Raw genomic sequence first — 18,815 nt, forward strand, 5'->3', positions numbered from 1 at the left:
AATTGAATTATTTCCGTGTATAAAAGCATTAATTACGTATATAAAATTTTTTATCCGATTTTCGACATTCAACAACAAATTACGACATCCATACCATGTAAATACTTACGACATATCGACCGAACTGCCCCCCCGCCCAGTTCGCACAACATCCCGAACGGCAACCCGCCCCCATGCAACCAACCCGCTTCACCTCATCACCGCGGCACTAAGGTCGCATTTACAAGGGCATACTGTGATTGGTATACTTTTTTCGGCTTAAACAAAAATGAAAAGAAATTCCTTATGAAAGTTTGAGGGTTAACGGACAGCGATGATGATGGCAATGAGAAAACGACGCGGGATTTTACATCCAACGGTTGAACTTATTTTAGAATATGTATATGTAGTGATTGGATCAGGGCTTGTGGCACTGGCCTTCTCGGTGTTTTTGCTGCCAAACCAGATTGCTTCTGGCGGTGTGAGTGGGATATCGACGATTCTATACGGACTCTTTCAATGGAAACCTTCTATTGTGCAGTGGAGTTTAAATATTCCGCTTTTCTTTGCGGGACTCTTTTTCTAGGCAGACGGTTTGGCGCGAAAACGCTTGTTGGAACGATCGTGCTTCCGTTCTTTGTCTTTATTTTTGAAGAGTGGGGAGCTGCAACAGAAGATCCATTGCTTGGTGCGATTTTCGGCGGACTTGGAATTGGAGCAGGACTTGGAATCGTATTCCGTGGAAAAGCTTCCACAGGCGGGGTAGACCTGCTTGCACAGATCGTCCATAAATACACCGGAGCATCACTTGGATCAATTATCCTCCTTATTGACGGTACGATTGTTACAGCATCAGCGCTTTTCTTCGGAATCGAGCAAGCCCTTTATGCACTTATCGCGATGTTTATTACGGCGAAAACCATTGATGTGGTGCAGATCGGACTCGGTACAACTAAAATGGCGCTTATCATTTCTGACCGAGAAGATGAGCTGCGCCAGGGGATCCTCACGCACATCTACCGCGGCGTCACAAAGATCAATGCGTTCGGCGGTTATACGCAAGATGAACGTCCGATGCTGATGGTGGTTGTGGCACAATATGAAGTTACGAAATTAAAACAATATGTAAAAAGCGTGGATCCATCCGCCTTTGTAATCGTTGTTAACGCGAACGAAGTGTTGGGAGAAGGGTTCAAGCGGGGTTAATCCCTAGCCAGCCGAAACACACCTCGGCTGGCTTTTCTATTTTACCGGGACTTTTGTCATAAATCTGCCTTTCTTACTACAAATCACGCCGTTTAAACCGATAAAAGACAACGTGCAACACGATAAAAAGGACTAAATCTTATTTCAATGGTCGACTTTAGGACCTGAGTGTCGAAAAGTCTACTTGCGGGTTTTTAGTGATTATGAAGGAATACAGCGAATCGTGTCGTATTTTAGATACTACAGAATCTAGAAAACATGACCATTGTCCCTTGTTTGAGGGAAGATGAAACACAACTGTAATAAAATTGTCAGATACAGATGTTATAATAGTTATTGCGGAAAAAACTGACAAATTGACATTTATCGCGCTTTTGTCGAAAGACTCTATATATAGTTGATGAATAGGGAAATATTTTTTGGGTAGTAAGGAAGTGATTTAGTTTGATAGAAATGATCGATGTATGGAAAACATATCCGAACGGTGTTATGGCACTAAACGGGATTGACGTCTACATAGATAAAGGTGAATTTGTATATGTAGTCGGACCGAGTGGTGCTGGGAAATCTACATTTATAAAATGTATGTATCGAGAAGAAAAGCCAACACAGGGTTCTATTATTATTAACGGCACGAACCTTGCTAAATTGAAGGAAAGACAAATTCCTAAAGTACGCAGAAAGATGGGCGTCATTTTCCAAGACTTTAAACTATTGCCGCGTTTAACGGTATATGAAAACGTAGCGTTTGCACTTGAAGTTATTGAAGAATCGCCAAAAGTGATCAGAGAACGTGTTATGGAAGTTCTTGATCTTGTAAAACTAAAAAATAAAGCGCGTATGTTCCCGGACGAGCTATCTGGTGGAGAGCAGCAGCGTGTATCGATTGCACGATCAATCGTGAATCATCCGCCAGTTGTTATTGCGGATGAGCCGACAGGGAACCTTGATCCCGAAACAGCTTGGGAGATCATGGACATTTTTAAAGAGATCAATGCCCGCGGAACGACAGTTGTGATGGCGACTCATAATAAAGAAATTGTAAACACAATCACAAAGCGCGTAATTGCCATCGAAGGCGGCCGAATTGTACGTGATGAGGCAAAGGGGATTACGGCTATGAAGATTAGAACATTAAAACGTCATTTTGTTGAAGCATTCAAGAGTATGGGAAGAAACGGCTGGATGTCCTTTGCTTCCATCTCTGCTGTAACGGTAACATTGCTTTTAGTTAGTGTATTCTTGGCCATTCTCTTGAACATTAACTATATTGCGAGTCAGATAGAAGACGATGTACAGATCAGAGCATACATCGAACGTACGGAAAAGTCTGAGAACTATGAGGCTTATAAAAAAGACCTTGAGAAACTTGATAAAGTGAAAACGGTAGAATATCAATCAAAAGAAGAGGGTCTTGATGAATTAATTGAAAGTCTTGGAGATGAAGGGGAAGCCTTTTCATCACTAAAAAATGAAAACCCTTTGCGAGATGCGTTTATCATTTATACAGAAAAGCCGCAAGATACGGCAGCAGTTGCAAAAGAAGTTGATAAGCTTAAATTTGTAAACAAAGTTGAGTACGGAAAAGGGACCGTCGAAAAACTATTTAAAGTTACCGATGTTGCCCGCAACGTTGGGATTGTACTCGTGTTAGGACTAGTATTCACAGCGATGTTCCTGATCTCAAATACGATAAAACTAACGATTGTTACACGACGCCGCGAGATTGAAATTATGAAACTCGTTGGTGCGACGAATGGATTTATCCGATGGCCGTTCTTCATTGAAGGATTTGCATTAGGTGTTGCGGGAGCTATTCTTCCGATCGTCGTAATCACGGTAGGATATCAAGCTATTTTTGATATCGTTAACCAAAAATTAGGGACAGTATTTATTGAGCTATTGCCAGTATCACCACTTATCCTGCAGCTAGCGCTGTTAATGATATTGATCGGTGGAGTGATTGGCGTATGGGGAAGCTTAACGTCTGTCCGTAAGTTCTTGAAAATTTAAGTAAAGATCGCAGAAATAAAGAGATCCAAGAAAAACGAAACAAATTTATTGGGGTTAGGGAGGAAAACGAATGAAAAGGAAAGTGGTTGGAACAGTGCTTTCATTAAGTTTAGCACTGGGCGCTTTTACCGTGTATCACTCTGAATCCGTCGTTCACGCGGAATCTTTATCAAGCATCAAGAAAAAACAACAAGAAAATGCAAAGAAAGCTAAGGACTCACAAGCTAAGCTGGATGCTAACAAAAGCAGTCAAGCTGCTGTTGAAAAAGAAATCGCAAGACTCGATCAGATTTCTTCTGACACAGACAGAAAAGTTCAGGCAAAGCAAACAGAGATAGCGAAAACAAAAGAAGAGATCAATGTATTAAAAGGTGAGATTGCCGTCGTTCAAAAGCGTATCGACGAGCGTGACAAACTTTTAAAAGAACGTGTTAACTCGATGTATGAATCTGGCGGAGCCGTTTCTTACTTAGAAGTTGTTCTAGGTTCAAAAGACTTTGGTGATTTTCTTGATCGCGTTCTTGCATTAAACATGATCGCAGAACAAGACCGTCAGCTTTTAGAAGAACAGAAGAAAGACAAAGAACTACTTGAAGTAAAGATGGCATCTGTTGAGAAGAAACTAAACAATCTTCAACAAGCAATGCAAGAACTACAAAAACTTCAGCAGCAATTAAAAGCTCAAATGGCTGAAAAAGATCGTTTGATGGCTTCTCTTCAAAAGGAAGAAAATAATCTGCATGCAGAAGCACACAAGATCGAAAATGAAGGTGCTCTTCTAAAAGCACAAGAAGATGCATTCCGTGCTGAGCAGGCACGTGCAGCAGCAAGAGAAAAAGCAGCTCGTGAATCTTCATCTAGTGGTTCAGCTCCATCAATGGGACCTGTTTCTGGAAACGGCATGATTATTAAACCTGCTGCCGGAAGAGTTACATCTGGTTTTGGAATGAGAAGCAGCGGTATGCATGAAGGAATTGATATCGCGCAAGGCGGTACGGTTCCAATCTATGCAGCAGCTGATGGTACAGTGATTAAATCAGAATATTCTTCTTCATACGGAAACGTTGTTTATATTTCTCACTCTATCGGCGGACAGCAATGGACAACGGTTTACGCTCATATGAGCAGCCGTGCTGTACAGGGTGGATCTGTATCAAAAGGTCAGTTCCTTGGAAACATGGGGAACACAGGACATTCATTTGGTCAGCATTTACACTTTGAATTACACAAAGGACCTTGGAATGCAGGGAAAACAAATGCTGTAAATCCTGCAGCTTACTGGTAAAATAAACACATAAAGTAAACAAGCTATTCATATAGTGAAGTAGGAGACAGGCTGTTGCCTAAAGACTCTTACAATGGAAGGCATCGCACTTTGCAGGGTGTGATGCCTTTTCCTGCTAAAAACGAGGTGAGCAGAATGAACGTAAATAAAAAAATGTTGGCCCTGCTGATTGTTCTTTCCTTGCTTGTTGGTGCCGGTGGAATGTATGGTTCGATGGCGCTGTTTGGAAACGATTCGAAGTATGTTCAGAATGGTGAAGTAAACGATCTGCCAAAAGCGAAAACAAAGCTTAACAGTGACGAAGAGTTCGCCAAGCTCCAAAAGACGTATGAGATCATCTCTTCTCGATATGTGGAAGATGTTGATCGTGACAAGCTGCTAGAAGGTGCCATTCAAGGAATGGTCAAAACGTTAAAAGATCCATATTCGGTTTATATGGATGAAGAAACGGCTAGCCAGTTTTCACAATCACTGGATTCTTCTTTTGAAGGAATCGGTGCTGAAGTAAGCATGGTCGACGGTAAAGTAACAATCGTTGCACCATTCAAAGATTCACCTGCAGAAAAAGCAGGTCTTAAGCCGAACGACCAAATTATCACGATTGACGGTAAAAGTGTGGAAGGTCTTGATCTGTATAAGGCCGTATTAAAAATTCGCGGTGAAAAAGGATCGATTGTAACACTTGGCGTAAAACGCAGTGGTGTTAACAATGTGATGCCGATAAAAGTAAAACGTGACGAGATTCCAATCGAGACCGTTTATTCGGATATTGAAGAAGTAAAAGGCAAAAAGATTGGTGTTCTTGAAATTACGTCATTCTCTGAAAAAACAGGGTCTGATTTTAAAAAGCAATTAACAGAGCTTGAAAAGCAAAAGATCGACGGACTCGTGATCGACGTGCGCGGAAATCCTGGAGGCTACTTAGAAGCGGTTGACAGCATTCTTCGCCAGATCATTCCGGAGAACAAACCTTTTGTTCAAATTGAAGACAGAAAAGGGAACAAAGAGCGCTACGTTTCCACGTTAAAAGAAAAGAAAGACTATCCAATCGTTGGTCTGATCGACAAAGGAAGTGCATCTGCTTCTGAAATCCTTGCAGCTGCCTTACAAGAAGGCGGAAGTTATGAGCTTGTTGGGGAGAAATCATTTGGTAAGGGTACTGTTCAACAATCGATCGATCTTGGAGATGGATCGAACATAAAGCTGACGCTGTTTAAGTGGTTAACGCCTGATGGTAACTGGATCCACAAAAAGGTGTTAAACCAACTTACGAAGTGAAGCAGCCAGAATACTTCTACACGAACCCAATTGCGATTGAGAAAAAATCACTAGAGTTTGATATGAACAACGAACAAGTGAAGAATGCTCAAATCATGTTAAACGGGCTAGGCTTCCAAACAGGAAGAGAAGACGGCTACTTTGATGAAAAGACACAGTCTGCTGTAACGGCATTCCAGCGTGCAAATAACTTGCCGGCAACAGGGAAAGTAGATGCGAAAACGGCTGGCAAGATGGAATCGAAGGTTATTGATTCTATTCGTGATGATAAGAATGATGTTCAGCGCAAAACAGCCATTGAATTGCTTGCAAAATAAGGGATAATGGCAGGAAAAAACAACTGAAACACGAATACTATCCGTAGAGGAAATTATTCTCTGCGGATATTTTTTGGTGAAGCGTTGTTGTTTTTGGAAGAGGTTGATTTGAGTTTGAAAAACCTTTTGTAAGACGTCGATTTCCGTTCCAGATACTCGCTTTCCGTGGGGCAGGCGGTGAGCCACATTCGTACGTTTCACTCTTAAGTGTCTCACCTGCCCGCCTGTCCCGCAGGAGTCTCGCATCTTCCACTCCAATCAACGAATCATAGAAGAATTCGTAAGCAACAAACTTTAGAAAAGAGCGTTCAATAAAATTCAACAATGATAAAAATCTCCTAATACATCTCGCTGGATGGTATTTTCGTTAGAGATTGTATTTCTAGGAGCTTTTGGTTAGCTAAATCCTTATGCTTCCATTAAATTATAATTAAAGAAAATCCTTTGCCATCGTTAAAGGGGTAATACAAAATGCAATCATTGAATGTTGGAGATCTTGTTTTTCAGCTAATGTCTTTTCTTGTACTTCTCGCAATCATTACCGGAGTTGGTTTGTTGGTAAAAAGAGCCGTACGCACGGATCAAAGACTGAAAAGAATTGAAGAAAAAGTGGATGAAATAAATGACGAGAAAAGGAGAGAACGCCCATGACAGACACCTTTGTGAATGAATTGCTTCAAGGGTTGTGGCTGCTTTTTTACACCCGCTTTTTTATGGTTTTATACTAGTTGCCTTTTTAATCGGTTTAAAACGTGTAAAACGAGAGCGAAAAGAATTTAAAGTCAGGGTTCACCCAGTAATTGATAATCTAATATTTTCTCTCTTGCCAGGCATACTGATTGGTCTCATCGGTTCAGTGATCTTTGTAGCTGCCGGTGTAACATTGCCAATCGGAATGATCGCGTTAATTGGCGTCATGTATCTAGTTTTAAGCTTAACGTTTAAAACGCGCTTTCTAAATCCCGCGTATTCTGTAAGTTTAGCGGCAGTCGCTGGCCTTCTGCTGCCAACTTTTGAATCTGAGATCTCTTTTTTAGACAGATGGATCTTGGATATTCAAAAAACACCACTTGATTCATTAGCCGTGATTATCGGTGTGCTTTTGATTCAAGAAGGTATTCTGGTCATGTGGAAAGGTGCAGATCGTACATCACCTCGTCTGTTTAAAGGAAAAAGAGGGCATTATATTGGGGCTCATGAAGCGACAAGATTTTGGATCGTTCCTCAGTTTCTTGTTTTGCCTGTTGGGTCCATTCCCGTATTGGACTGGTGGCCGTTGTTTCCGATGGGAGCAGTCGGTTTCTCGTTCTTTCTCGTTCCATTTGCGATTGGATACCGTCAGCTTGTAACGCATACACTTCCGGCTGAAGCAATTAAACACCTTGGTAAGCAAGTCTTGTTGCTAGGGATAATCGTAACGGGGATCGCAGCGGTGGGGCATTTTTATGAATTGCCGCTTCTCATTGCCATCGCGATTGCCACAGGTCTTGCAGGCCGTGAGCTTATTACCCTTATAACGAGCCAGCGTGATGACACGAGACCTTCGTTTTTCGTTCCGCGTGACAGAGGGGTAATGATCCTTTCAGTTGTACCAGGTACACCTGCTGAAAAAATGGGCTTAAAAGTTGGCGAAGTGATCGTCAAAGTAAACGGTGTGACACTTTCGCACGAGTCGAGTCTGTACAGAGCGCTCCAAATTAATGCTGCGTATTGTAAGCTTGAAGTTCTGGATCTTAACGGCGAGATTCGTTTCGTTCAAGGATCACTTTACGAAAACGAGCATCATCAGCTAGGTGTGCTTCTTGTTCATGATGTTGTAGACCGTAATGCAGCGGTAGGGGACTAATTGTAATTTTTCATAATTAACCGGAATCTGTTCAAAATTCACCGGAATGATTTTTCATAATTTATCGGAATCGCATAATTTTTATTTAAAAGGCTCATTTAACGTGAGTCTTTTTTTAATCCTGTTATTCCACAAACGGGCCAGATTGTGGAGTAACTCTTATTTTGCGTAGTAGACTTAAAATCCGTCATAATTATATCTGAGAAATGAGTTAACTAAATGTTTCTTTTTTATTGAAACGAACATTGGTTCGTGTATAATTAAAATATTCTAATAAAAGGAGGGAGTTTTTTGAATTCTATTGATTTAGTTATTTTAAACTTTAATGAAATTAGGAGAAGAAGCATTAAAGTTTGGACATCTATTCCTGAGGATAAACTCCATTGGAAGCCAGATGGAGAAGCAATGAATTGCCTAGAAATGATTAGACACGTACTAGAAAGTGAACATTACTATCACTTAGCAATAAAAAATAGAGGGAGTTTGTCTGTTTTCAATTCTCCTTTCGAAAATCGTCCATTTACCTCAGTAAATGACGAATTGGAATATGCTAAACCTTATAGAAAAGCCTTCATAGATACAATTAAGTCATTTTCTGAAATAGACTTAGAAAATTTAAAGATTGACCGCTCTGATTCGGGTTACATAAGAGATTTAGGCGATATGTTATTACGTGTAGGCTATCATGAATCTATTCATACGGGTCAGTTATTAGATTATTTAAGAACAGCAGGTGTTCCAAGAGTCAGTATCTGGGATTAATCTACTCCAATGGTGGTGCTACTACAATAGTGATGCACCTTTTTTTCACAGATTAGTTTTGAATCACCTTTCATGTTTGCCTCATTTCTTGTTTTGAACTTCCATTCTTGATAGGCCATCTAGTAATACCATACCTATGTCTACTTTGGTTGCAATTTGTTTCTGAATCCACATCTATGCTGTTACATTAAATCTTCCTTAATATAGCTTCAATATTTACTAAGATGTCATTTGTCTCTGCTCTTACTCCGTTTTCATGATCAGCAATCAGTATTTTAGTATCTCTCTTATTCAACTATCGGGTGCTTTTCTGTAATAAGAAATGTACCCATTTTTTTATGAAACGGGCTATATTGTGGAAGAAGGATAGCATAAGAGGATGTCGTATTTATTTCATAGAAACCATCACTTAGGGGGATTTAAATGCCAGGATCTAAAGATAATGTGGATTACATAATTCGAAATGTAAAATTGGAGGATGCGGAAGAACTTTTGGATATAGAAAGATCTGTTATTTCTGAAGGTAAATATTTCATCGTAGTATCAGAAGAGGTAGAAAAAACGCCAATACAGGAGGAGAAAGAACGAATACAGAGTATATTGGATAACATAAAAGAAACTCTTATTGTAGCCGAAGTAAATGGTGTAGTTGTCGGCTCGATACAATTTCGTTCACAAAATAGGAAGAGATTATCACACACTGGCTCTGTTTCAATGTCGTTAAGGAAAAATTACAGAGGCATGGGAATAGGAAAGACGCTTTTAAAGGCATTATTAGACTGGGCAGAAGAGAACCCATTAATTGAAAAGGTAAGTTTAGGGGTCCTTTCAACAAATCAAAGAGCAATTTCCCTGTACAAGCAGATGGGTTTTTTAGAAGAAGGTCGTTTAATTAAAGAATACAAGTTAAATGAAGGTGAATATATTGATGATGTTCTTATGTACAAATTTGTATAATAACATAATGTGGTGTTAATTAAGCAATCTTTAAGCAATCGGGTGCATTTCTTCAAGAAGGAGAAGTGCACTTTTTCTTGAATTAAAGGCGTAGTCAAATCTCTTATATTAGGAGGAATAATAATCTTGGATAAATTTAAGATATTCTCCTCTAAAAAGAATGATTAATTAATTTTACTAAGTTTTTAATGTTTTTACTGATAGATGCAAAGTTAGCAGTACACTAATAAAGTAATAAGGTTTACTTCAGTCAAATAAGGTATATTATAGTTGTTGAATAGATTCTCTTTAAAAGATAAGAAAAGTAGGTGAACAAAGTGGGGAAATATCAATTGGATTACAAAGGTCAGGTAGCTGTGACAAAGTTTCATGAAAAACAGAAGCCTGCTAAATTTGATAAAAAGAAGCAACTTGAAAAATTACGTGAGGAGTATTTGAAAAAGAAGCAAAAACAAACAGATAAATAATATGAATGAAAACATAGGAAGATTAAATTCTCCCTATGTTTTTCTTATTCAAAAGTTTTTTCAATATCTTCTGCAATCGGGTGCGTTGATCCAAGAAGGATTAACGCTTTTTTAGGGAACATATTGAACATTGTTCAATAAAAAGGAGGGTAATATGAATTTCTTGAAAGTAGTTGTTGCATTAATTTTTTGTATAACAATTCTTTGTGGCTGCAGCTCCGACTCCGAGAAAATAGAGATACCTCAAAATCACTATAAACATCTTTATATTCAAGGTGTAGATAAAAATGGAACAGCCAGTGATGAATCACAAAAGGAAATACAGGATATTGATAAGATTAATGTTTTTATAAAAAAAGTGGGCAGTATTGAAGTTTCAGAACAAAAAATAGATAAAATGAAACAAATAATTCAACGATTAAACGATAGTGGTAACTATATAATCGTTTTATCAAACAGTGAGAAATTGGAGGGGGAAATGTATCATATAAATATTTTTAAAGATGGTACTTTTATGTACCAAGACACAGCTGAGAATAAAATGAACTACGTTTCAAAAGAAAAACATCCTGAATTATACAAAGATATAAAAGAATTATTAATGATTCCATTTTAATCGTTATTCTACAATCTGGTGATTTCTTTAGAAGGGAATTGTTCTTACTGCTTTTCATTATTAATCTAAAATAATCAAGGAGAGGGAAAATCGAATGAACCCATTGTTATTAGATATTCCTTTACAACTAGAAACGGAAAGGCTAATTCTTCGAGCACCACTTCAAACTGGAGATGGAGAAATTGTTCACCAAGCAATTAGAGATTCCTTTTATGAATTAAAAGCGTGGTTGTCGCTTTTTCAAGAACTTCCTACTGTTGAAGAAACAGAGATCCTGTTAAGGAATGCTCATATAAATTTTTTAAAAAGAGAAAGTTTTCGTTTTCTTATCTTTAATAAAGATAGCGGCAAGGATTTTATAGGTACTACGAGCCTTCATGCGATTGACTGGGACATTCCAAAATGTGAAATGGGATACTGGATTAATACAAAATATAGCGGAAATGGATATATGACGGAAGCAGTAAAGGAGTTAGCTAACTTTGGATTTAATCATCTCGCATTTAAGAGAATTGAAATAAGATGTGAATCAAAAAACGTAAAAAGTCGCTATATACCGGAAAAACTTGGTTTTACATTTGAAGGTACTTTAAGGAATGATGATTTATCTGCAGATGGCAGCAAGCTGACTGACACTTGTATTTATTCAAAAATAAATTGACATCTCTTCTAAACGTATATGTATTTTCTTAGAATCTAGATTACCATTAAATTATCAAAACATTGATGAACTAATGACATAAATATCCCACAAAGGGTTGCATTTTTTAAAGGAATTAATGTCGAGTTAGTTTTAAGAAGAAAAGGAGAGAATGGATTGCCTGGTATTACTTTTAATATAACTGGAGAAGGAAAGGCTGTATTGTTTGATGAACGAATACATGGATATCTCCGAAAACAAGAGAGTAAAAACATGCATGAATTTGGTCTGCTCCTCGATTTAGATCACTACGGTTATAATGTTTTAAAGTATGAAGAAATTCAAGAGCTAATTATCATTTGTGATAGATTGATTCAGCTTTATAATGACGAGTTTATCTGGGAGCATACCCGAGTACGTAAGTTCAGTAAGAAGTTGCAACTGTTGTGTCTAAGAGCAATAAATGAACAGAAAGATATTCAATCAATTGGAGATTGAAAGAAATATAACAAGAACACTATTATTTCACAAACAGGTTGCATTTCTTCAATAAGGAGGACAGGTTGTACGAATTAGATTAGTAAGTAAAAAATACATACAAGTCCGTTCTTAATAGAAAGGTTAGAATATGAAGAATTTAATAAATAAAGATAATAATAGAAAGATATCAAAAAAGATTTGGAGTTATATGTGGGGAGTCACCACTTTCAGGACTTCTTAACAAAAATACCAAACTCAACCCGTTAGATAAATCACTTAATATTACTTGGCTTATTTTCTTAGTTATTGCAACAGGAACTTCGCTTTTATCTCTACGTATTCCTATTTATTTTGTTATTACGATTCCAATTTTAGTACTAGCCTTATGTTGTATTATAATCTTGTTTCGTAAAGGGTTTGGGAAGCAGCGTTTAATTTATTTGGTTGTTACGATTCTTATGATGATACTATCGCAAGAATGGGTTGATTTACCTTCCTATTTAAGGAACGACTATAGAACGGTTGCGGGAATCCCAACAAAATTTGATTTTCATATGCCACGGTCTGGTCCGAGACATTGGGAGGTCGTTGTAGATGATGTTAAGTTCTCAATGCCAGAAACAATTAACGAAGAATCTTCCGAGAGGTGGTTTGTAATACGTTATCTCCCACATTCTAGGTTTATTATCGATTATGATATCTTTACAAAAGACTAATAAAACTACAAACACTAAATTCGTTTGAATTTGAACATTGTTTGCAATCGGATGCGATTGACAAAAGTTACCCAAGTTGATTAAATGATTTGTTTTGCAATAGGCAGAAGGTGATGAAGTTCAACACATTTAAAGAGTTTTTAAATGATTTATGGGCAAATGTTAATCTTATTTCAAATGCAAATTTTTCTATAGAAATATGGAACTCGATGTTATTTATTGAAGCTAAACGAGTAGTAATTAATGATAAATCCTTTGATGTAGGATTTCAACTATAAACTCGGTTCATTACTCCAATGGGGTGCTATGATAGAGTAAGAAAAAACCAATTTCTCAATTTTTTAATTCTGAGTAGTTGGTTTTTTTATATTGTAATTCCTACTTTTGTAAATTCGTATTTTTCTTACGCTACCCCTAATTGGTATAATTTAATAATCTTCAAAGTATTGCAGGAAAGGGTGATCAATATGGGCATATCAACCACTCCCCAAAAATAATCGTTAATGGTGGTGGGTTAGGTGGACTTTCGGTAGCAAATGCCTTGCAACAGGTAGGTATGCATGTTTCTGTATACGAGAGGGCTACAGAACTTAAAGAAATGGGTGCTGGAATTGTTTTGGCTGCAAATGCTATGAAAGCATTGGACAAGTTGGGTATAGGCGAACAGGTTCGTAGAATTGGATCATCCGTTAAAAAGGCAGAAATACGGACTTGGGATGGAAAGCTTTTGGTGGATTTACCAGTTCATAAACAGGCAAAGCGATATGGGACTTACAGTTATTTAATTCATCGAGCTGATTTACAGAGTATTTTATATCAAAATTTAAAGCCAGATACTGTTTTTTTAGGAAGAAAACTTGTTCGTAAAGAACAGGATGCGTCGAAAATTAGGGCGATATTCGAGAACAAAGAGGTAGTTGAAGGAGATCTTTTAATCGGTGCCGACGGAGTTCACTCCCAATTAAGGAGATTCTTAATTGGCTCTTCACCACTTCGTTATTCTGGGTTTACTGCTTTTCGCGGTATATCCCATTTTAAAGATGAACGCTTCCCAATTGAACTCGGAGGAGGTTTTGAGGCTTGGGGACCTGGCAAAAGATTTGGGTATTCTCATTTAGGTAAAGGCCGAATCTTTTGGTTTGCAGCTATAAATACCCCACTTGGAACACTGAAGACAACGGAGAACAAAAAAATAACGGCTTTGGAGCATTTCAAGGAATGGTGGGGACCTATAGAAGCAGTCATTGAGTCAACTGAGGAATCAGATATTCTCACTCATGAAATTTTTGATAGGGAACCCATTAAATCATGGAGTCAGGGCAGGGCCACCTTACTTGGAGACGCGGCTCATCCAATGCTGCCAAACCTGGGACAAGGGGTGCCCAGGCATTGGAGGATGCTATAGTATTATCGCGTTGCATTGTGAATCACCCGGAAAACATTCAGCAAGCTTTTAGGATGTATGAAAAAATAAGAATTCCTCGAACTACACAAGTTGTAAGGGGCTCTAGAGCTATGGGTAGGTTTATGCAACTTGAGAATCCTGTATACATCCAACTTAGGAACCTTTTACTGCGTACAATGCCTAGCACACTTCAAATTAAGCGTTTAGAATGGTTGATTGGATATGAAGTGTAAAAAAGACGGACTGTTTAAGAGAATTATGGCATCCATACCCAAAGGAAGGTATAAATGAAGAACATAAAAATTGAGATGGCATCAATGGAGCAAAAAATAGTATTAAGAAATCTATTAGAACTGTACAAATACGATTTTAGTGAATATGATCCTGAAGATGTTAATGAACATGGTGAATATGGTTATAAGTATTTTGATCATTATTGGACTGAACCAGAACGTTTTCCTTTTTTAATTACGGTGAATGACAAGTATGCTGGTTTTGCATTAGTTCGAAAAAAGACTCAGGATCATATGACCCATGAATTTTGTTTTTCAATGGCAGAATTTTTTGTTATGAAAAAATATCGTAAAAATGGTGTTGGTAAGCATGCAGCCAGCTATCTGTTTGATAGGTTCCCTGGAAAATGGGAGGTTGCTCAAATAAAAGAAAATATTCCAGCTCGAAAATTTTGGGTAAAGGTTATATCTGATTATACAAATAGAAACTATACGGAAATCCAAAGAGATGACTGGGATGGCCCCATTCAAACATTTATTACATATAGCAATATATAACGTGGAATAACAACCCTGAATATATTCGGCGATCGGGTGCATTTCTTAAGAAGGAGAAGTGCACTTTTTATTTAGGATAGATGGTAGGAGGTTGCAAATATTGTGTCGAAAACATAGTTTAGCAATTTACTTTTAGGAGAGAAGATAAGTGTATAAACATATGCCATCTACTTACACATGTCCTTTTTGTTTGGCTGTTAATGGGAAAGAGGACGAAGAAAACAGGTTAGTTCAGACTAAGCAGAAAGACATTATCTATAAAGACGAATACGTAACTGCTTTAATCGCAACATTATGGTGGCCGAATAATAAAGGTCATGTGATCATCATTCCGAATCATCACTATGAAAATATATTTGATTTACCGATAGAGATAGCCACTAGAATACATAAGTTATCCCAGCAGGTTTCTTTCGCACTTAAGGAGTGTTATGAATGTGATGGGATCTCAACAAGACAACATAATGAACCAGGTGGAAGTCAGGATGTTTGGCATTACCACCTGCATGTTTACCCTAGATATTTCAATGATAATCTTTATTTGACTCATGGCAGTTTAAGTGACCCATCTGAACGTTTAGTGCTTGCCGAAAAACTCAAGGCTTGGTTTCAAGCTAACATCCTGGTAAATAGTTAATATACAAATACAATAGAAAGCTACTGGGTTTATACAGCTATTTAAACGATTTATTACGTAACAAATATTAAGCGATTATGAGTAAAAACAATGAGGAGGAAACGAAAATGACCAAGACAAATGAGATCAGCAATAAGGAGTTGTCACTAGAACAACGTGAAGAATTACTTAAAGTATTGAAAACCCGTTTTGAGAAAAACATGCACCGCCATGAAGGTGTTGAATGGGATAAAGTTCAAGCAAGGCTGGAAGCTAATACGGAAAAACTGTGGTCACTCAATGAAATGGAAATAACGGGCGGTGAACCGGATGTTGTTGAACATGATAAAGAGAAGGACGAATACATTTTTTATGATTGTTCAGCGGAAAGTCCTAAAGGTCGAAGAAGCGCTTGTTACGACCGTGAAGCACTGGAGGCAAGGAAAAACATAAACCCGAAAATAACGTTATTGATATGGCAACTGCCATGGGCATTGAACTTTTAACAGAAGAACAATATCGAGCATTGCAGAAACTTGAAAATTTCGATAGGAAAACATCGAGTTGGGTGCAAACTCCCTCTGATATTCGAGAACTCGGCGGTGCCCTTTTTTGCGATTGGCGCTATGGACACGTATTTCTGTATCACAACGGTGCAGACTCTTATTATGGTGCCAGAGGGTTCCGTGGCTCATTAAGAGTATAATTCTCATTTGAATTTATAAATGGATGAACTAGGGTGCATTTCTTCAAGAAGGAGAAGTGACTTTCTATTGAAGTAAAGAATAAACTTTTTTCAGTGAAGTATCACTTAGATTGGTAGTGATTGATTGATACCTCTTCGGATTGTAATTAGCTCTATTATAATAGCAATACTGCTTTTTCTAACGATTATCGTTTTGCCTGATAGATTTAGTTTTAATAAAACCATCTCCCAAATTATATTTGTTGTGCTTGTCTTTATGCTCTTTACAATATTTAAGGAAAGAGGCTGGATTCAGCTCATTTCAACTATTTTAGGTTTAGTCTTATTTATACTTTCTATCATTTTATTTATTCCATAATAAAATGAATGGTTTCATAAGGTGACTTAATTAAATCTCACAAGATGTTGTCTAACAGCAATGGAAAGGAGTTTACATATGTCTTCATTTGTGGAAAGCCCAAATGGTGTTTTTCCTTCTGTTTGTTCACTAGACTGCCCGGATCAATGCGGGCTGCTTCTTCATAAAAAGGACGGAAAAATTAGTAAGGTTGAAGGTGATCCCAATCATCCAGTTACAAAAGGTTTTATTTGCAACAAGGTTCGAAATATGACTGAACGAATCTATGATGAAAAACGGCTTAAATATCCAATGAAGCGAATTGGTGCGAAAGGTGAAGGGGAATTTGTTCAAATAAGCTGGGATGAAGCGATTGAAACGATCACCACTCGCTGGAAGGACCTGCTGCAAAGTGACGGTGCCGAAAGTATTCTTCCCTATAGCTTTTATGGAAATATGGGAAACCTCACTGCTGAAGGCATGGATCGACGTTTCTTTAACCGATTGGGAGCTTCCCAGCTTGATAGAAGTATCTGTAACTCCGCAGGGGCAGTCGGATACAAATATACAATGGGCGGCAGTTATGGAATCGATCCTGAGGACACAATACATTCGAAGCTGTTTATATTTTGGGGGATAAATGCGGTTAGTACCAACATGCACCAAGCAACCCTTGCCCAGCAAGCCCGCAAACAAAATGGCGCTAAAATCGTAGTGATTGATGTCCATAAAAACAAAACGGCTAAATTAGCAGACTGGTTTATTCCCATATTACCGGGGACTGATACGGCTCTCGCTTTAGGGCTGATGCATATCTTATTTGCAGAGAATATGGTAGATTCCTCATTTCTAAAGCAATACACAGTTGGTCATGAAGAGCTGCGTGAACATGTTGCACAGTATGACCCGATTACCGTTTCGGGCATTACAGGTATACCAGTGGAGGATATTGTTCAGCTTGCGAGGATGTATGGTAAAACTTCACCTGCTTTTATTCGGATTGGAAACGGACCACAGCACCATGATAACGGCGGCATGTTTGTGAGAACGATTTCCTGTCTTCCTGCTTTAACAGGACAGTGGTTCGTAAAAGGAGGAGGCGCAATCAAAGGAAATTCTGCCTACCTCGCATACAACACGGATAAATTGCAACGGCCAGATCTGCTGCAAAATAAGAACACCCGTGTGATTAACATGAATTTACTTGGAGAGGCCTTGCTTACTTTAGATCCTCCTATAAAATCACTCTTTGTATATGGGACGAATCCAGCCGTTGTTGCACCAGCTGGCAATAAAGTTCGAAGAGGATTGGAACGGAAAGACCTATTTACTGTCGTTCATGATTTATTTTTAACAGAAACGGCAAGATACGCAGAAATAGTTTTACCCGCCACATCTTCCTTTGAAAATACGGATTTTTATACATCGTATTGGCACCACTATATTCAGCTCCAACAGCCTGTCATTGAACCATTCGAAGAGGCTAAGTCAAACGTCGAGGTGTTCCGGTTGCTGGCTAAAGGAATGGGATTTACCGAAACGGCATTTGATGAGACAGAAGCAGAGTTGATTGACCAATCGCTAGCGAATCCCGCCAATCCTTACATTGAGGAAATAAATTACGAGGCTTTAACCGAACATCAGTATGTAAAGGCAAGAGCAAAATTTCCTGACAGACTTCCTACACCGAGCGGAAAGATCGAACTCTATTCTGAAAAGATGAAACAAGATGGATTTCCTCCATTACCAACTTATACACCTTTAATAAAGGACTCAGATCACGCTTTTCAATTTATTGCGGCGCCAAACCACAACTTTTTAAATTCAACATTTGCGAACCAGTCCAAACATGTTGGTCTTGAAAAAGAGCCTGAAGTGATTTTAAATTCTCAAGATGCCGAAGTATTGGGCATAAAAAATGGAGAGCAGGTCCGGGTTTGGAACGAGCAAGGGGAATGTATTCTTAAAGCGAGTGTTGGTGACAGCGTTCTTCCTGGTGTGGCGGTTACCCAAGGTCTGTGGGGGACGAAAAAGGAATAAAACATCTGGTCAACTCTCTTACTCCTGACCGAATTGCAGATATGGGGGTGGTGCTACCTTTTTTTCAGGGAGAGTAACGGTTGAAAAATGTACGCAGCAAATGCTCAATGGAAAACGTTTAAGTGATTAAGTAGAGTTTACCAACAGGTGAACTCTTTTTTTGTAACGCTCTTTTCTAATAGATTGTTGCTTTTAAGTTATTTGTACTAACCGTCAAATGTGCTCCTAAGCCTTGTAAATAGAATTGTCACTTTATATCAGCTTTCAAATAATTTATAATTATCATATAAGCGTTAATATTTATTCTTAAATAAATGAAATCCACTATGATATTGTTTTAAAAAAGTGTGTGACTAGG

General features: G+C 38.1%; 15 protein-coding genes and 5 pseudogenes. 19 read left to right on the top strand and 1 reads right to left on the bottom strand.

Annotated features, from left to right (window positions below):
- Positions 1-325: 325 nt before the first annotated feature.
- The 5 genes and pseudogenes from ACEWFH_RS05295 to ACEWFH_RS05315 all read left to right on the top strand — a co-directional run bounded on the left by ACEWFH_RS05295 (position 326) and on the right by ACEWFH_RS05315 (position 6,078).
- A pseudogene (locus tag ACEWFH_RS05295) lies at positions 326-1,185 on the top strand (YitT family protein).
- A gap of 444 nt (positions 1,186-1,629) precedes the next feature.
- Positions 1,630-2,315 (top strand): annotated as a pseudogene (gene ftsE / locus ACEWFH_RS05300) (cell division ATP-binding protein FtsE).
- 55 nt (positions 2,316-2,370) lie between these two features.
- Positions 2,371-3,198 carry a permease-like cell division protein FtsX gene (gene ftsX / locus ACEWFH_RS05305; RefSeq protein ID WP_473727222.1) on the top strand — a complete coding sequence of 276 codons (828 nt, stop codon included), beginning with the start codon at positions 2,371-2,373 and terminating at the stop codon, positions 3,196-3,198.
- Positions 3,199-3,268: 70 nt separating this feature from the next.
- Entirely contained in the window at positions 3,269-4,483 is a 1,215-nt protein-coding gene (locus ACEWFH_RS05310) for a murein hydrolase activator EnvC family protein (protein WP_473726413.1), read from the top strand.
- A 135-nt stretch (positions 4,484-4,618) separates the two neighbouring features.
- A pseudogene (locus ACEWFH_RS05315) lies at positions 4,619-6,078 on the top strand (S41 family peptidase).
- A 37-nt stretch (positions 6,079-6,115) separates the two neighbouring features.
- Here ACEWFH_RS05315 and ACEWFH_RS05320 read toward each other — a convergent pair.
- Entirely contained in the window at positions 6,116-6,403 is a 288-nt protein-coding gene (locus tag ACEWFH_RS05320; RefSeq protein WP_473726414.1) for a hypothetical protein, read from the bottom strand.
- Positions 6,404-6,549: 146 nt separating this feature from the next.
- Here ACEWFH_RS05320 and ACEWFH_RS05325 point away from each other — a divergent pair, with 146 nt between their 5' ends.
- The 14 genes and pseudogenes from ACEWFH_RS05325 (at position 6,550) to ACEWFH_RS05390 (ending at position 18,587) form a co-directional block, all read left to right on the top strand.
- Complete coding sequence (locus tag ACEWFH_RS05325; RefSeq protein WP_473726415.1) at positions 6,550-6,729, top strand: hypothetical protein; 180 nt, start codon at positions 6,550-6,552, stop codon at positions 6,727-6,729.
- 34 nt (positions 6,730-6,763) lie between these two features.
- Positions 6,764-7,924, top strand: coding sequence for a PDZ domain-containing protein (locus ACEWFH_RS05330; RefSeq protein WP_473726416.1), 1,161 nt, complete (start codon positions 6,764-6,766; stop codon positions 7,922-7,924).
- 291 nt (positions 7,925-8,215) lie between these two features.
- Positions 8,216-8,686, top strand: a complete 471-nt coding sequence (locus tag ACEWFH_RS05335) for a DinB family protein (protein WP_473726417.1) — start codon at positions 8,216-8,218, stop codon at positions 8,684-8,686.
- Positions 8,687-9,109: 423 nt separating this feature from the next.
- Complete coding sequence (locus tag ACEWFH_RS05340) at positions 9,110-9,643, top strand: GNAT family N-acetyltransferase (protein WP_473726418.1); 534 nt, start codon at positions 9,110-9,112, stop codon at positions 9,641-9,643.
- A gap of 332 nt (positions 9,644-9,975) precedes the next feature.
- The gene (locus ACEWFH_RS05345) at positions 9,976-10,110 is read left to right on the top strand and encodes a hypothetical protein (RefSeq protein WP_473727401.1); all 135 of its coding nucleotides are present in this window, start codon (positions 9,976-9,978) and stop codon (positions 10,108-10,110) included.
- Positions 10,111-10,273: 163 nt separating this feature from the next.
- A complete protein-coding gene (locus ACEWFH_RS05350; RefSeq protein ID WP_473726419.1) occupies positions 10,274-10,726 on the top strand; it encodes a hypothetical protein in 453 nt (150 codons plus the stop codon).
- Between the two features lie 94 nt (positions 10,727-10,820).
- A complete protein-coding gene (locus ACEWFH_RS05355; RefSeq protein WP_473726420.1) occupies positions 10,821-11,387 on the top strand; it encodes a GNAT family N-acetyltransferase in 567 nt (188 codons plus the stop codon).
- A 156-nt stretch (positions 11,388-11,543) separates the two neighbouring features.
- The gene (locus tag ACEWFH_RS05360) at positions 11,544-11,864 is read left to right on the top strand and encodes a hypothetical protein (RefSeq protein WP_473726421.1); all 321 of its coding nucleotides are present in this window, start codon (positions 11,544-11,546) and stop codon (positions 11,862-11,864) included.
- Positions 11,865-12,675: 811 nt separating this feature from the next.
- The gene (locus ACEWFH_RS05365) at positions 12,676-12,840 is read left to right on the top strand and encodes a YxiG family protein (protein WP_473726422.1); all 165 of its coding nucleotides are present in this window, start codon (positions 12,676-12,678) and stop codon (positions 12,838-12,840) included.
- A 263-nt stretch (positions 12,841-13,103) separates the two neighbouring features.
- A complete protein-coding gene (locus ACEWFH_RS05370; protein WP_473726423.1) occupies positions 13,104-13,967 on the top strand; it encodes an FAD-dependent monooxygenase in 864 nt (287 codons plus the stop codon).
- Positions 13,968-14,254: 287 nt separating this feature from the next.
- Positions 14,255-14,758: a GNAT family N-acetyltransferase gene (locus ACEWFH_RS05375; protein WP_473726424.1), complete on the top strand. Its 504-nt coding sequence runs from the start codon at positions 14,255-14,257 to the stop codon at positions 14,756-14,758.
- A 148-nt stretch (positions 14,759-14,906) separates the two neighbouring features.
- Complete coding sequence (locus tag ACEWFH_RS05380; RefSeq protein WP_473726425.1) at positions 14,907-15,395, top strand: HIT family protein; 489 nt, start codon at positions 14,907-14,909, stop codon at positions 15,393-15,395.
- A 107-nt stretch (positions 15,396-15,502) separates the two neighbouring features.
- Positions 15,503-16,080: pseudogene (locus ACEWFH_RS05385) on the top strand (DUF4256 domain-containing protein).
- A 436-nt stretch (positions 16,081-16,516) separates the two neighbouring features.
- Positions 16,517-18,587 (top strand): annotated as a pseudogene (locus ACEWFH_RS05390) (molybdopterin-containing oxidoreductase family protein).
- Positions 18,588-18,815: the final 228 nt, after the last annotated feature.

This window comes from Fictibacillus sp. EA-CB0309 (assembly GCF_055814265.1).